The 15,746-nt window shown below is 57.6% G+C and carries 12 protein-coding genes and 1 pseudogene; 5 read left to right on the top strand and 8 right to left on the bottom strand.

Features of this window, described 5'->3' with window-relative positions:
• Positions 1-53: 53 nt before the first annotated feature.
• Positions 54-1,034, bottom strand: a complete 981-nt coding sequence (locus LJU29_RS23890; protein ID WP_054078085.1) for an IS5-like element ISPsy2 family transposase — start codon at positions 1,032-1,034, stop codon at positions 54-56.
• 58 nt (positions 1,035-1,092) lie between these two features.
• On the opposite strand from LJU29_RS23890, the pseudogene LJU29_RS23885 reads away from it, so the two are divergent.
• Positions 1,093-2,583 (top strand): annotated as a pseudogene (locus LJU29_RS23885) (putative bifunctional diguanylate cyclase/phosphodiesterase); the annotation flags it as partial.
• Positions 2,584-2,755: 172 nt separating this feature from the next.
• Here the strand turns inward: LJU29_RS23885 and LJU29_RS23880 are convergent.
• On the bottom strand, positions 2,756-2,995 hold the full coding sequence (locus LJU29_RS23880; RefSeq protein WP_003317071.1) for a hypothetical protein: 240 nt from the start codon (positions 2,993-2,995) through the stop codon (positions 2,756-2,758).
• 157 nt (positions 2,996-3,152) lie between these two features.
• The gene (locus LJU29_RS23875; protein WP_057452618.1) at positions 3,153-5,459 is read right to left on the bottom strand and encodes a TonB-dependent receptor; all 2,307 of its coding nucleotides are present in this window, start codon (positions 5,457-5,459) and stop codon (positions 3,153-3,155) included.
• 411 nt (positions 5,460-5,870) lie between these two features.
• Between LJU29_RS23875 and LJU29_RS23870 the strand changes: the two genes are divergently transcribed.
• Positions 5,871-6,719 (top strand): ureidoglycolate lyase, encoded by an 849-nt coding sequence (locus LJU29_RS23870; protein WP_002555446.1) that lies wholly within the window; start codon positions 5,871-5,873, stop codon positions 6,717-6,719.
• A gap of 49 nt (positions 6,720-6,768) precedes the next feature.
• On the opposite strand, the gene LJU29_RS23865 is transcribed toward LJU29_RS23870, so the two are convergent.
• Positions 6,769-7,587, bottom strand: a complete 819-nt coding sequence (locus tag LJU29_RS23865; RefSeq protein WP_054994876.1) for an alpha/beta fold hydrolase — start codon at positions 7,585-7,587, stop codon at positions 6,769-6,771.
• Between the two features lie 277 nt (positions 7,588-7,864).
• Here LJU29_RS23865 and LJU29_RS23860 point away from each other — a divergent pair, with 277 nt between their 5' ends.
• The 3 genes from LJU29_RS23860 (at position 7,865) to LJU29_RS23850 (ending at position 12,129) form a co-directional block, all read left to right on the top strand.
• Complete coding sequence (locus LJU29_RS23860) at positions 7,865-10,168, top strand: mechanosensitive ion channel family protein (protein WP_057452619.1); 2,304 nt, start codon at positions 7,865-7,867, stop codon at positions 10,166-10,168.
• A 154-nt stretch (positions 10,169-10,322) separates the two neighbouring features.
• Positions 10,323-11,207 (top strand): sugar nucleotide-binding protein, encoded by an 885-nt coding sequence (locus tag LJU29_RS23855; RefSeq protein ID WP_257111253.1) that lies wholly within the window; start codon positions 10,323-10,325, stop codon positions 11,205-11,207.
• Complete coding sequence (locus LJU29_RS23850; protein ID WP_004655869.1) at positions 11,200-12,129, top strand: NAD-dependent epimerase/dehydratase family protein; 930 nt, start codon at positions 11,200-11,202, stop codon at positions 12,127-12,129. Before LJU29_RS23855 ends, LJU29_RS23850 begins: the two co-directional genes overlap by 8 nt.
• 284 nt (positions 12,130-12,413) lie before the next feature.
• Here LJU29_RS23850 and LJU29_RS23845 read toward each other — a convergent pair whose 3' ends face one another.
• The 4 genes from LJU29_RS23845 to LJU29_RS23830 form a co-directional block, all read right to left on the bottom strand.
• Positions 12,414-13,100 (bottom strand): OmpW/AlkL family protein, encoded by a 687-nt coding sequence (locus tag LJU29_RS23845; RefSeq protein ID WP_004666334.1) that lies wholly within the window; start codon positions 13,098-13,100, stop codon positions 12,414-12,416.
• Positions 13,101-13,203: 103 nt separating this feature from the next.
• On the bottom strand, positions 13,204-13,728 hold the full coding sequence (locus tag LJU29_RS23840; RefSeq protein ID WP_002555440.1) for a DUF3299 domain-containing protein: 525 nt from the start codon (positions 13,726-13,728) through the stop codon (positions 13,204-13,206).
• 8 nt (positions 13,729-13,736) lie between these two features.
• Complete coding sequence (locus tag LJU29_RS23835) at positions 13,737-15,002, bottom strand: ABC transporter permease (RefSeq protein ID WP_002555439.1); 1,266 nt, start codon at positions 15,000-15,002, stop codon at positions 13,737-13,739.
• A 1-nt stretch (position 15,003) separates the two neighbouring features.
• A complete protein-coding gene (locus LJU29_RS23830) occupies positions 15,004-15,714 on the bottom strand; it encodes an ABC transporter ATP-binding protein (protein ID WP_002555438.1) in 711 nt (236 codons plus the stop codon).
• Positions 15,715-15,746 lie beyond the last annotated feature (32 nt).

The following is a 15,746-nucleotide window of genomic DNA, read 5'->3' as shown; positions in this document are numbered from 1 at the left end:
CTTTTTAGCTCTTTCGGCCGCTGCAAAGCCTTTTGCGGTAACCATTTCCTGCATTACACGCGCACCTCTCCTGCGCTCGCCAACAAATGTCGGCGGGCCATCCACAGGTTTGACAGGGCGAACAACGTCACCATCTGCGCGGTGTTCTTGGCCAAGCCCCGAAAGCGCACTTTTTCATAGCCAAACTGGCGTTTGATGACCCGAAACGGATGCTCGACCTTGGCGCGAACCTGGGCCTTGGCCTTCTCGATTTTGCGGATCGCCTTGTACAAAATACTGCGTTTTCCATGCTTTTTGTAAGTGCTGCGGCGGGCGGCAATCTGCCAAATGACCTTGCGCCCAGCGTGTTCTTCGCGCTTCTCGACCCCGGTGTAACCTGCGTCGGCGCAGACTACGTTTTCCTCGCCGTGCAGCAGTTTGGCAACCTGCGTGACGTCTGCCACATTGGCCGCTGTTACTACCACGCTGTGCACCAGGCCTGACTCGTCGTCGGCGCCGATGTGAGCCTTGGCGCCGAAATAGTACTGGTTACCTTTCTTGGTTTGATGCATCTCAGGATCGCGTTTGCCATCCTTGTTCTTGGTCGAACTGGGCGCGTGAATCAGCGTGGCATCGACGATGGTGCCTTGACGCAACGACAAGCCACGGTCGCCCAGATAACCATTAATTACGCCGAGAATCCCGGTCGCCAACTCGTGCTTTTCCAGCAGACGACGGAAGTTGAGAATGGTGGTTTCGTCTGGAATTCGCTCCAGGCTCAGGCCTGAAAACTGACGCAGGATGGTCGTCTCATACAGCGCTTCTTCCATCGCCGGATCGCTGTAGCCGAACCAGTTCTGCATCAGATGAACACGCAGCATCGCCATCAGTGGGTAGGCGGGCCGGCCACCTTCTCCTTTTGGATAATAGGGCTCAATCAGGGCAATCAAACCTTTCCAGGGCACCACCTGATCCATCTCGATCAGGAACAATTCCTTACGGGTCTGCTTGCGCTTGCCGGCATACTCGGCGTCGGCGAAGGTCATCTGTTTCATCCTCGAAAAGCTCGGCGACTGGTGTCCGGAGATTTTGCCAAATTAGGAAGTCTTTTTCAGAGTTTCCCTAGAGATTGAGATATCCTGCAGGGAGGTGTTCAAGGGCGTTCTTGGGGTGTATGCCAGCACTGACTATTCCTTTACACGTGAAGATGTGAGCTACCTTCAAACACTTGCTAACCTGTTGGCCGCCGCGCTTGAGCGGTATGACGCCAAGAAAAAGCTAATCTATCTGGCCGAAAATGATTCGCTCACCCATCTGCCTAATCGCTGGTTTCTTAGCAATTATCTGCGCGAGATAATCAGTCGGAAAACGTCAGTGCCAGATGCAGTCAGCGTCATATTCATCGATTTGGACAGATTCAAAGCAGTGAATGACACCATGGGGCATTCAGTGGGCGACCAATTGCTTATACAGGCGGGTCGACGCTTGAAAGACTGCATTGATGAAAACAGTGTGGTTGCGCGGCTGGGAGGCGACGAGTTTTCTATCGTCGTTACCCATCATGTTTATTCCGAAAGCCTTATAAAAACCCTTGCGAACCATGTTGTTGAAGCGTTGGGGAAACCATTCAATCTGGGCGGTCAGGATGTATTTGTTTCAGCGAGTGTCGGTATCGCCAATTATCCGTTTGATGGACGTGACACTGGCGTTATCCTGAAGAATGCGGATACCGCCATGTACCATGCGAAAAAAAGTGGCCGTAATAACTACAAGTTTTACAACGCCACAATGAATGAAAGTTTGGTTCGGCGCTTGCAAACTGAAACGCGATTGCGGGGTGCGCTTGATCGTGATGAGTTTATTCTACATTTTCAGCCAAAGGTCAGCCTCACCGATGGCAGGATAAGTGGTTTGGAGGCTTTGCTGCGGTGGAATCACCCGGAGCACGGTATGGTTTCTCCGGCTGAGTTTATCCCTATTCTTGAGGACACTGGCCTGATAATTCCTGTCGGCGAGTGGGTTATCCGCAACGTCTGTGAAACCATAAAAAGCTGGGAAGAAAATAATGTCAGGCAGGTACCGATCGCCATCAATCTGTCCGTCAGGCAGCTTCAGGTAAAAGGCCTAGCTGAGACCATCAAGCACATTGTTGAGGGGTACGGTATCAACCCCGCTCTTTTAGAATTCGAATTGACCGAGTCAATGCTGATGATCGATCCCGAGTCGGCGGTTAACATACTTCGAGATATAAAATCGTATGGCATAAGCCTTTCGGTCGATGATTTCGGAACGGGCTATTCGAGTTTGGCTTACTTGAAACGATTCCCTCTTGACGCCCTCAAAATTGACAGGGCGTTCATAAAAGATATAACGAGCAATCATGAGGACGCCGCTATCACCAGAGCGGTCATCGTGTTGGCGCACGAATTGGGTCTTAAAGTCATTGCAGAAGGCGTCGAAACAGTCGACCAGTTAGCGCTGCTTGTGACGTATGGCTGCGATCAAATGCAGGGTTATCTTTTTAGTAAGCCTGTCATCATTGAAGAGTGTGCTTCTATGATTAAATCGTCACGTAGTCTGAGCTTGTTGGAAATACCTGCTTGAGAACCGCGAGCATGAGAGTTATTCGTAGCAAAGACTTCACCGCACTCAAGCTTGGGCAAGCAACGCCACTAATACTAGATTTCCTTTCACTGCATTTCCTTGCCTGAGTTATTTGAGGGCGTGATTATCAGGAACCTCAGATTCAAGGGCAATGCTTGATGGCCAGCGGGTCCTACATCCTCAGCGCTATAGCCTCTGCCACAAGACACTCCAGTGCAAACTGCTCGGTATAGGTCATCTGAATCGGCGTGGTTTCGCCTTTGACGGTCCTTTCCCCATCCAGAATGTAGCGAATGCGCTTGTCAGTCACACCAATGCGTTTTGCGATCCACGAAGGTGTTTGTCCGATGCGCGAAATCAGCTTGTCGGCATATTCGGTGGACGGGTTATAGAGTTCTGCGTTGGGTGTCATGGGGTGTCCAGATGAAGGTCAGGCGCTGTATGTCAGGGGAGTATGCAGCACGATGGGGTATTCGTCGCCATTGAGGTTGGCAACCCACGCGGTCGTGCAGAGACAGGTACATTGCTTTCGCGAGCAAGCTCGCTCCCACAAGAGCCTGTCTCCAAAATCAAAGTTTCACGCCCAGTGTTACAAACGCGCTGCGTGGCGTGCCCACCTGCAGAATCTGCAAATTGCCCGCCGGGTCGCTCGCTGCGCTGGCGTCGGTGTTGAGGGTGGAGATGTAACGCTTGTCGAACAGGTTGACCATGTTCAGCGAGACGGTGGTGTCTTTGACGGCGCCGAGTTTGCCGAAGTCGTAGCCGAGGTTGGCGTTCGCTACCCAGTAGCCGCTGACACTGGAGTCGTTGGTGTAAGTGTAATAGCGCTTGCTGATGTAGTTGCCCTGCATGCCGGCATTCCAGTGCTCCCAATTCCAGTCCAGGTTGCTGGAATACATCAGCTTGGGCGTATCGACGACTGTTTTGCCTTTCACATGAACGGTGCTGCCGCCGCTGGCATAGTCGTCGTCATAAGTGCTGTGGTTGTAGGACATGGAGTTGGACCAGCGCCAGTGCTCGTCGGGCGTCAGGCCGAATGACAGTTCCAGGCCCCGACTGGTGACAGAGCCGACGTTGGCAACGCCGTTCTGACAGATGACGATGCCGGTACAGTTGGTGATGGCCACCAGGCGATTGTCGAATTTGGTGTTGTAGACCGCCGCGGATGCCGAATACAGCTTTGTGCTGCGGCGCACGCCCAGTTCAGCGGTTTTCGAGGTTTCGGGTTTGAGGTCCTTGAAGCCGTTCTGCGCATCCACTGCGGTCTGCGTGGTGAAGAACGGGCTGTAACCGCCACTCGGAAAGGCCGCCATGTTTTCCGAATAAGACGTGAACACTTCATCGCTGTCATTGAGTGTGTAGGTTGCGCCCACTTGCGGCAAAAACCTGTCCCGCGCTTCCAGCGAACCGCTGGCATAACCGCCGCCTTTACCTTCGGCAGTGGAGGTGGTGACGGTATTCTTTGCGCCGAACTCAAGCTTGAGGCGGTCATCGAGCAGGGTGTAGGTGTCGCGCAGGAAAAACTGTCGGGTCAGGTCGTTGTAGCTCTGGTCCAGTACCGTAGCCGCCTGCCTCAGGCCATTGGTTTTGACGATATGGTTTTGCGGAGTCGCATTGGTGGTATCGAACAGGTAACGGGCGATGTCGTTCTTGTTCGATTGAATCCAGAACCCGCCCTGAATTTCATGCTGGCCCAGGAAGTAGGTCAGCGAACTCTGGAAGCCGGTTCGATCAATGCCATACACCGTGCTGCGAATCGAGTTGCTGGGGACAGTGGTCGAGCCGCTGGTAAAGATGAACGGATAGTACGAATTGCCCCGGCCCGAGTCATGGTGGTGATAGACCGTGGCGTCCAGCACCAGATCATCGGTGAGCGAGAAATTGCCGTTGAGGATGTCCAGTTCGTCGTCGCGCAGGCTGCTGGCGTTGTAGGTCGCATCGCCTGCGCTGGTTACGCCGCCGGTGTAGATGCCGTTGGCCGCATTGACCGCGCGGGTCCAGTCCGGGGTGTAGTAACTCCAGTTGTAGCCCAGGCGCTGAATGATGCTCTTCGACAGACTGGGCAGATTGGCTTCGTCGTGAGACGAGGTGCTGTGGAAAAAGCTCACGCGGTTTTCGCCGAAGTTGTAATTGACCTTGGCGTTCACAGCGTCGGATTTTTGCGGGTTGTCGTGACCTTTCCAGGCATCGGCGTCGTACTTTTCTCCCGACACATAAGCGGACAGACCGTTGTATTCGCCTGTGTCGACGCGCATGAAAGTGCGCGAGGTGTCGTAACTGCCCAAGGTCTGTGACAGTCGCGCGCCGAATTCCTTGTCCGGATTGGAACTGGTGAACTGGATGGTGCCGCCCAGGTCACTGTTCGATGCCGTGCCCAGCGAACCGATGCCTGGAGCCACTTCGTTGGCGGCGATGTTTTCCGCGATGATCGCCCGGGTGATGCTCAGACCGTTGAAGTTGCCGAAGCTCATGTTGCCAAGCGTGACGCCGTCCAGCGTGTAGCCTAGGTGGTGCATGTCAAAACCGCGCAGGCTGATGCGCTGGCTGCCTTCTTCACGACCCAGCGGGTCGCCGGACTGGAAGTTGACCCCCGGTAGCCGTTGCAGAACTTTCAACGGGCTGGTGCCTGCGGAATAAGCGCTTACGTCCTTTTGCGTGACGCGTTGCACCTGCCGGGTTTCGCCCTGGCCAATCACTGACACCGTGCCCAGTGTCACGGCAGCGGTGTCGTCGCTGGAGGGCGCCGTCACTGAGGTGGGCACATCGTCATCGGCCTGAATGAACGGGCTGATCAGGCACAGTGAATTCAATGAAACCAGCAACGCAAGGCGCGTTATCGGGAATCGAGAAGCACGCGGTATCGATCGATTGTTCATGAAAAGGTTTTCCTGGGGCGTCAGGGCGCCGCGCTTGCGACGGGGAATCTGCAGGACGGTGTTAGCGTTGACATGAGTCCAGTTCGCCCTTCAAGACGTACGAGTCCTTCGTGTTTTCGAGGGGCTCGTTTCAACGAAAGGGCTCGTTTGAACTGGGGGTGATATTAATACTCACTGTGTGTATTAATTATGACCAGTGGCGTGTTATCCCGATTTTTCTGCCGGTCAATGCCGACTCGGCGTGTTGGCAGTTGGTCGTAAATTTCATTAGGCAAGGCGTCCGTTGCGATGCTATCTGTCCAGACTCAGTGGGTTCAGCCCAATCGTGAATACGTATTTCCGAAGGCCGGGCAACAGGGCATCACCCTCTGAATCCGCGGTTTGCACCTTGGACTGAAACGGGAGAACTCGATGAAATTGCTTCGTTACGGTGAAAAGGGCCAGGAAAAGCCAGGCCTGCTTGATGCTGCCTACCAGATCCGCGATCTGTCCGCACATGTCACGGACATCGCTGGCGAGGTGTTGAGCCCGGCAGGCCTTGCCAGCCTGGCCGCGCTTGATCCCGAAAGCCTGCCTTTGGTGGCGGGCCGACCGCGCATCGGGGCGTGCGTCGGGCAGGTCGGCAAGTTTATCTGCATAGGCCTGAACTACGCCGACCACGCAGCCGAATCGCGGATGGAAGTGCCCAAGGAACCCATCATATTCAACAAGTGGACCAGCGCAATTTGCGGTCCGGACGATAACGTCGAAATTCCTCGCGGTTCGCTCAAGACTGACTGGGAGGTCGAGCTGGGCGTGATCATCGGCAAGGGCGGGCGTTATATCGACGAAGCCGTTGCCATGGAGCACGTTGCCGGTTATTGCGTGGTCAACGATGTGTCGGAGCGCGAGTGGCAGCTTGAGCGCGGCGGAACCTGGGACAAGGGTAAAGGCTTCGATACCTTTGGTCCGATAGGCCCTTGGCTGGTGACCCGCGACGAGGTTACCGACCCTCACTCACTCGACCTGTGGCTGGAGGTTGACGGTCATCGTTATCAGAATGGCAATACGCGCACGCTGATTTTCAACGTGCCGCAACTGATCGCCTACCTGAGCCGTTGCATGAGCCTGCAACCGGGTGATGTCATCTCCACGGGTACGCCGCCGGGTGTGGGCCTGGGCGTCAAGCCAGAGCCTGTCTTCCTGCGCGCAGGGCAACGCATGCGCCTGGGGATTGCGGGGCTGGGCGAGCAGAATCAGTTGACCGTTCAGGCCGACTGATTTGCTGCCTGCGGGGAGTCGGCAACCGGCTCCCTGTTACACAAAAATATCAGCCCTGCACAAACGTCAGCAGGTCCTTGTTGAGTGCCTCTGCATGGGTCACGGCAAAGCCATGCGGCGCGCCGGGATAGACCTTCAACTCTGCACCCTTGATCAGCTCGGCGGCGCGCTTGCCTGATGCTTCGAACGGCACAACCTGATCACCATCGCCATGAATCACCAGGGTCGGCACATCGATTTTCGCCATGTCCGCACGGAAGTCGGTTGCGGAGAACGCCGTCACGCAATCCAGCGTGCCTTTGAGCGAGGCGAGCAGGGCGATATTCAAGGTCTGGGCCTGTACGCCCTCGGAAACCTTCTGTCCTTTGTTCAGGCCGTAGAACGGCGTGGCGAAATCACTGATGAATTGGGCGCGGTCCTTGAGCAACCCTTCCTTGATGCCATCGAACACTGATTTGTCGACGCCTTCCGGATTATCGTCAGTCTTGAGGAAAAACGGTGTGACCGAGCCCAGCAAGGCCAGTTTGGCAACTCGCTCGCTACCATATTTTGCGATATAGCGCGTCACATCGCCGCCGCCCATTGAAAAGCCCACCAGCGTCACGTCGTGCAGATCAAGGTGCTCGATCAGCTCGGCGATATCGTCAGCGAAGGTGTCGTAGTCATAACCGGTCCACGGCTGGCTGGAACGACCGAAGCCGCGGCGGTCGAAGGCAATGGTGCGATAGCCCCGGCTGCTGAGGTATTCCATCTGGTATTCCCACATATCCGCATCCAGCGGCCAGCCGTGGCTGAACAGTACCGGCTTACCCTCGCCCCAGTCCTTGTAATAGATCTCGGTGCCATCTTTTGCGTCGAACGTGCTCATGCAGATTCCTCTCGATGTCGGGTTGATCGGGCAAGCGCTCTGGTGCACAGGCTCATGCATGCCTTCGGCAGCCGCCGATAATTCCGGCAGTTGGCGCTTTGCATAGTTCAGTCGGGAAGAATGAGCGTACTGTTCTGGCGCAATTTTTTGAAACATCGGCTCATCGTATTTCCCTACCGGAACCGAACTTGCCGGGCATGCGGGAATCAGTTCCTTGGGATCAAAGCGCGCTTTGGTCTGTGTATGGTTGTATTTGTCCATCGAAGGAGAGAACTGCGTGGCGTCTCAGCTGAAAATCTTGATCCTGTCGGGTCTGCTGCTATTCGCAGGCAGTTTCAATCTCCAGGCAGCCGATGTACCTGCGCTGCCAATGGGCGCTGCGGTGCCGACCGACGGCAAAGCGGCCGAAAAGGCCGATGGCAAAGCAGCTGAAAAACCTGCGGCGAAAGCGGATGACAAGGCCGCTGAAAAGGCGGATGCGAAACCGGCAGACGGTGGGGAGCCAGCAGCGGCCGAGGCCCCGGAACTTCTGGTGCAGGGCGGGTTGCTCGGTGCCATCAGTTCCAGCATTGATGACGTCCAGGAAAAGCTTAATCTTGACGACAACCTCTTCGACGCCTGGCAACTGCGCGCCGACCGTGCAGCCGACGAGCTGGAGAAGCTGGTCAACAAGCGCACCACACGTTCTCCGTGGAGTGTTGCCGGGGACTTCCTTGCCCTGTCGTTTGTCTGGATCGGCTCGTTTGCCGTTCTGACCACGTTGGGTCGTTTTCTGGCGGTGCGCTTGTGCCGAACGCCATTCATGCGGGTGCGCGAGCGCAGTCAGGCGCTGCTCAAATACGTATTGCCGTTCACCTTGCCAGCCATCGTCTGTCTGCCATTGACTCTCTACGTCAGCCACTTCATGCCGTCTTCGGTGGGCCGTGCGCTGGCGCTGTGCTTTGCCTATGCGACCAGCAGTGGCATCGTGTCGACCTCGGTGCTGCTCTGCGTGATTGTGATGTTCAACTCCGGGCACAAGCGCGCCGCGGTACGCATGATTCGCCGCTACGCGCCGAGGCCACTGTTTGTGGTCGGTTTTCTGGCGGCGCTGAGCGATGCACTGACCAGCCCGCAGATCGCCCGCCAACTGGGCAGCAACGTCACCACCAGCGTTGCGGTGTTCACCGGGCTGTTTGCGTCGGTGGTGTTCTGCATGCTGATCATCAAGGTGCGCCGCCCGGTGGCGCACCTGATTCGTAACCGTTCCTTGAGCAGCCGCCTGCAACGGCCAGCACTGCAGCAGTCGCTGAAAATCTTCTCCAACCTGTGGCACTTGCCGATCCTGCTGATGATTCTGGTCTCGGCGATCAATCTGATCGGAGCCGGTGAAGACAGTCAGGAAGCGCTGCGTTGTGCGTTGTTCACCACCATTCTGCTGATCGCCACGGTATTTTTGAGCACAGTGTTCCAGCACCTGTTCAAACCGACCGAATCCCTGGGGCGCGGCGGGCATGTGTACAAGGCGCGCCTGCTGAGCCTGGTGTACGCGGTGTTGCGCATTGCGCTGGCCATCGGGTTCATCGAGATACTGGGGCGTATCTGGGGCTTCTCGATGTTCGAGTTTGCCCAGCGCAACACGCTGGGGCGCGTGATCAGCGATTCGCTGAGCAGCATCGGCCTGATATTTGTGGTCACCTGGCTGCTGTGGGTGGTGCTCGACACGGCTATTCAGGAAGCCCTCAAACCACCGGCCAATCATCGCAGTGGCCGCCAGCCGAGTACACGAATCAAGACCATTTTGCCGCTGCTGCGCAACGCGGTGAAAATCATTCTGGTGGTGATCTGCGCGATCACCACCATGGCCAACCTGGGCATCAACGTTGCACCGCTGCTGGCGGGTGCCGGGGTTGTCGGTCTGGCCATCGGTTTCGGTTCGCAACAACTGGTGCAGGACGTGATCACCGGTCTGTTCATCATCATCGAAGACACCTTCTCGGTGGGCGATTGGGTAGTGCTCAGTACCGGCCACTCCGGATCGGTGGAAAGCCTGACCATCCGTACCGTGCGCCTGCGTGACGGCAAGGGTTTTGTCCATTCCGTGCCGTTCGGGCAGATTAAGGCGGTTACCAACCAGTCGCGGCAGTTCGCTTATGCGTTCTTCTCGGTGCAGTTCACTTACGACTCGGATATTGATGATGCGCTGGCGCTGATCCGCGAAACCGGGCAGTCGATCAGCGATGACATTCTGCTCAAGCACAACCTGCAAGGACCGCTGGAGGTGTTCGGCGTCGACAGCATGAATCTGAACGGCATGGTGTTGACCGCGCAATTCCGCACCTCTTCCGGTGGTCAGTACGCAGTGGGGCGCGCCTTCAACGAGCGCCTCAAGCGTCTTGTGGATAAAAACCCGAACGTGCGTTTCGCGCAGACTTATCCACAGATGGTCATGGGGCCGGGCTTCAACAACCCGCAGGCTGGTGTCGAAGCCGAGGGGCCTCCTGCGCCCTCGGACCCTGCCGCTGCGACACCTTCTGCGCCGACACCTGCACCGCTTGGTCTGCCCAAGGGCAACAGCCCGCTGGGTCCGGCAGCTCAGTAATCAATCGGGCGGCATGAGACGGCTGCAACGCGTTGTTGCGGCGTCATTGCCCCGCCGGGCTGCGCAACTGTTGGGGGTTGGCAGGCAACGTGTTATGTTTGCAGGCGTTTTTCAATTGTTCGTTTGATTATCTGATACCGAGCCTGCTGACTCTATGCGAATGCGCCTTATGCTGTTGGGCGGCGGGAATGCCCTCGGGCAGGCGCTGATTCGTCTGGGTGCCGAGGAAGACATTGGTTTCCTCGCACCACGTCCACCGCAAGACGGCTGGGACGTGGCGAGCCTCACGCAACTGCTTGATGACACCCGCCCCGATGCCCTGATAAACCTTGCTTACTACTTCGACTGGTTTCAGGCGGAGACCGTGAGCGCAGCGCGCCTGACCCGCCAGGAGCGCTCTGTCGAGCGTCTGGCCGAACTGTGTCAGCACCACAACATCACGCTGGTCCAGCCTTCCAGTTATCGTGTGTTCGATGGCTCGCGCGCGACTGCCTACAGTGAAAAAGACGAGCCAGTGCCCTTGGGTCTGCGCGGTCAGGCGCTGTGGCGTATCGAGCAAAGCGTGCGCGCCACCTGTCCGCAACATGTGCTTGTGCGTTTTGGCTGGTTGCTGGATGACAGCGCTGATGGCGTGCTTGGCCGCTTTCTTTCGCGCGCCAAAGAACCCGGAGAGCTGCTGCTGGCCGATGATCGACGCGGCAACCCGACGCCGGTCGATGATGCGGCGCGGGTGATTATTTCAATCGTCAAGCAACTCGATTGCGAAGCGCCGCTGTGGGGCACGTACCACTACGCCGGGCACGAAGCGACCACGCCACTGGCGCTGGGTCAGGCGGTGCTCACCGAAGCACGTCTGCTGCACCCGCTGGCCATTGAATCGCCCACCGCACAGGCTCACGCCGCGCGTCCCGATGCAGCCGAGGAACCGCAGCACGCGGTGCTGGCCTGCAAGAAAATTCTCCACACTTTCGGCATCAAGCCCCGCGCCTGGCGGGCCGGCTTGCCAAGCCTGCTGGACCGGTATTATCGACATGTCTGACGCTCCTGTTCTGATTACGGGAGGTGCGGGTTTCATTGGCTCGCACCTGACCGATGCATTGCTTGCCGACGGGCATTGCGTGCGTATCCTCGACAACCTCTCGGCGGGCAAGCGCAGCAATCTGCCGCTCGACAACCCGCGGGTTGAACTGATCGAAGGCGACGTAGCCGATGCCGAACTGGTCAAGCGCGCTGCGCAAGGCTGTAAGGCAGTGGTGCATCTGGCGGCGGTGGCCTCGGTTCAGGCGTCAGTTGATGACCCGGTGCGCACCCATCAAAGCAACTTCATCGGCACACTGAATGTCTGTGAGGCCATGCGCGAAGCGGGCATCAAACGCGTGATCTTTGCTTCCAGCGCGGCGGTATACGGCAACAACGGCGAAGGCGAAGCTATCACCGAAGACACCACCAAAGCACCGCTGACTCCGTACGCATCGGACAAGCTGGCCAGCGAGTTCTACCTGGATTTCTACCGCCGTCAGCATGGTCTGGAGCCGGTGATCTTTCGCTTCTTTAACATCTTCGGCCCGCGCCAGGATCCGTCGTCGCCGTATTCGGGCGTGATCAGCATCTTTGCCGAACGCATCCAGAAAGGCCTGCCGATCAGCGTGTTTGGCGACGGCGAGCAAACGCGCGATTTCTTCTACGTAGGCGACCTGCTCAAGCTGCTGCTGCAGGCCCTGTCACGGGAAAGCGCCATCGAGGGCGCGATCAACGTCGGCCTGAACAAGACCACTTCGCTCAACGAGCTGCTGGCCGCGCTTTCGCAAGTGGTCGGAAAACAGCCGGAAGTGAGCTATCAGGCACCGCGCTCGGGCGACATCAAGCATTCACGGGCCAGTAACCAGCGTCTGCTGGAGCACTTCAGCATTGATGAGCCGACACCACTGGTTCGTGGGCTTGAGTTGCTGATGGGGCAATGAGCCCCGCATCGACTGTAAGTGCTGATCGTCCCCACGCTCTGCGTGGTGATGCATTTCTGGACGCTCTGCGTCCGCTCTTGAGCGTGCGGTGCAGCGCCTATTTGTGACGCAGAGCGTCACGAACTGCATGCCGACGCGGAGCATCGGCACGATAGCCAGGAGTCCGGGCGCGGGTTAAATCACGGCACGATAGCCAGGAATCCGGCACGCAGAGTTCAAACCACAAAACACAAAGGCACCCGCTGAGGGTGCCTTTGTGTGTGTGGCGCTTGAAGGTGTGCAGGTCAGAACTTGTAACCCACGCCCACCATGTACACCCACGGGTCGATATCCACGTCGACCTTGGTCTTGCCGACGGCCAGGGCAGAAGGGCCGTCCACAGTCGCTTTGGTATCGATGTCGACGTACCAGACCGAGGCGTTGACCAGTACGTTGTCAGTGATCATGTAGTCCATGCCCAACTGAGCAGCCAGACCAACCGAGTCCTTGAGCTTGAGGTTGCTGAAACCCTGATCCTTGCGGTTGCCGGTCAGGTCGGTATCGAAGAAGGTGGTGTAGTTGATACCCACGCCCGCATACGGTTGAAATTTCGACGAAGGTTCCATCGGGTAGTACTGCAACGACAGCGTCGGCGGCAGTTGCTTGATATCAGCCAGCTTGCCGTCCAGGCCTGGCCCCAGGCCTTTTACTGAAACGGTGTGGCTGAACGGTGTAGCAGCCAGCAGCTCGATGCCGACATGCTGGGTCAGCATGTAAGCGAAGGTCAGGCCGAGCTGGTTTTCGCCATCGACAGTGGCTTTGGTGCCGGAGACCTTGGCACCGTCCAGACGGACTTCGCCGCTGTCTTCATTGGGCTGGACGTGCGCAACACCGGCGCGAACGATGAAGTCGCCAGGCTCGTAGGCATGTGCCGCGACCGGGGCGGCGATGGCAAGCGCGACAACAGACGCGCGTAGCAAGTGCTTGTTCATGGAGGCTCCAGAGATCAGTCAAAATTTATGGGCATAATGTTAAAGCGCTGTCGAGCGGCGACTTTGACTCAGCTCAATGAAATCGCTGGGAACCTCGTCATCCTTATGAATCCGGCAACTCGTAGACAAGTATCTTGTCTGCCTGCATCTGATAACCCGCTTCTGCCAGTTCGCTGGTAGACGATTTGGCCTGCATCGGTCCTTCGATCCAGTACGGCTGATACAGCTCATCGACCTTCACACCCAGCTCACTCGTGACATGCACGATCTGGTTCGCTGGCGGCGGCGGCACATGGATGCAGGCACCGAAATACGGCACCAGCAAAAACTCCGTCACTCTGCCTTCCTCGCTGACCTCAAGTGGCACGATGTAGCCCGGTAAACGCACCAGCTTGCCATCCAGTGCCTTGACCACTGGCGCATGCGGAGCCAGTTGATGGGCCGCAGGCGCTGCCTCCATGGCCAGTGCATCGGATAGCTTGGACATATCGTGTATCGGAGCCGTTACCGGCTTCACCACGGGTGCATCGGGTGGAATCATGTCATTCCAGGTCAGTTCACGCGGCTCGGCGGCCCACAGTTGAGTGGAAACCGAAAGCAGCAGAGTGAGTAGCATGCGCCGCATCATGAAGGTCCTCATAAACGAATCGACAGTCCATCGGCCAGTGACTGCCTGTAGGCTCGCCAGGCTGGCACGGTTCCCATCAACAGCGCGCAACCGAGAATGGCACCGAGCAGGGTCCATTCATATTGGCCAGGTGGCATAGACGACAGGTACAGACCGTAGTTGTCGAGCACGTAGTCTCTGGCCACGAAGATGCCGATATAGAGCAGTGCGAGGCCGCTGATGACACCCGCAAGTGCCAGGGCGAAGGCTTCAAGTATAAGCAGACTTGCGATATGCCAGGGCCGTGCGCCGACCGAGCGCAGGATGGCCATCTCCCGGCGTCGTTCATTGAGGCTGGTGAGAATCGCGGTCAGCATGCCGATCAGACCGGTCAGCACCACGAACAGCGAAATTACGAACAGTGCCTTTTCCGCGGTGCCCATCAGGCTCCACAGCTCTTGCAGCGCCACGCCGGGCAGAATCGCCAGCATGGGTTCGCCACGGTATTCGTTGATTTCGCGTTGCAGGCTGAAGGTTGAGATCTTGCTGTTCAAACCCAGCATGAAGGCGGTGATCGCAGTCGGCGTCAGATCCATATTGCGTGCCTGATCGGCAGAGATACGCTCGTTGCCTCGCGCCGGTGCGCCGTTGTGCCAATCGATATGAATGGCTTCCATGCCGCCCAGGCTGATATGCAGCGTGCGGTCCACCGGTGTACCGGTCGGCTTGAGTATGCCGACCACGGTGAACGGCTTGTCGTCATGCTTGACCAGACTGATCGCCGCCACACCGTGCGCCAGTACCAGCTTGTCGCCCAATTTATAATGCAGCGCCTTGGCGACCTCCGAGCCCAGCACTACCTCAAAGGGATCGGTCTTGAATTCACGTCCTTCGGCCATTTCCAGATGCTGTTGGCGACCGAACTGATAATGCTCGAAATACGCTTCGTTGGTGCCCATTACCCGATAGCCACGATGGGAGTCGCCCAGCGAAATCGGGATCGCCCATTTGACCTGTTTGCTCTGGGCAAAATGCTCAAAGCTGTCCCAGCGAATGTTGTTGGTGGCGTTGCCGATGCGAAATACCGAGTACAGCAACAGGTTGATCGAACCGGAACGTGCGCCGACGATCAGGTCGGTACCGCTGATGGTGCTGGCGAAGCTGGAGCGGGCTTCGGTGCGCACCCGCTCTACGGCCAGTAACAGGCACACCGACAGCGCAATAGCGAAGGCAGTGAGAAACGCGGTGAAACGGCGGTTGGCCAGGCTGGCCATGGCCAGACGAAACAGATACATCTCAAATCTCCACGGCGACGGCGGCGCGATTCAGGTCGCTGAGCGACAGGTTGCGATCAAACAGCGGTGCCAGGCTCTGGTCATGACTGACAAACAGCAGGCTGGCCCCGGCCTCGCGGCATTCGGCGAACAGCAGGCGAATGAACGCTTCGCGAGAGTCGGCGTCCAGCGCCGAAGTGGGTTCGTCGGCGATCACCAGTTCAGGTTGACCGATCAGCGCACGGGCCGCGGCCACGCGTTGTTGCTGGCCGATGGACAGTGAGTCGGCACGTCGTGTCAGCATCGCCGGGTCTTTCAGGCCCAGGTGGGCGAGCAGGGTGGTGGTCGCTTTTTCGACGCTGCCGTGGCGTTGCTTCGCACGCTCGGCGCGGACGCTGGAAAAGTGGCAGGGCAGCTCGATGTTTTCTCGCACCGACAGAAACGGCAACAAATTGAACTGCTGAAAGATGTAGCCGGTGTGATCGACTCGGAAGCGATCACGTGCTGCCGCCGACAGTGTCGACAGGTCCTGATTCAACAGGCGAATGCTGCCGCTGACAGGTTTTTGCACGCCGCCCAGCAGGCCCAGCAAAGTGGTTTTGCCGCTGCCGCTGGGGCCTTTGAGGAACAGGGTTTCGCCGGTTTGCAGGCGAAATTCAGGGATGTCCAGTAACTGCGGATGGCCTGGCCAGTTGAAGCTCAGGTTCGATAGCTCGATCAGTGCTTGGGTCATGGGCTGACTCACGCTAGGTTGGAAATTAAAAG

This window comes from Pseudomonas ficuserectae (genome assembly GCF_024584585.1).
In the GTDB taxonomy this organism is placed as follows: Bacteria; Pseudomonadota; Gammaproteobacteria; order Pseudomonadales; family Pseudomonadaceae; genus Aquipseudomonas; species Aquipseudomonas amygdali.
Note: the sequence above shows the minus strand (reverse complement) of the source record. Positions and strands in the feature narration are given on the sequence as shown.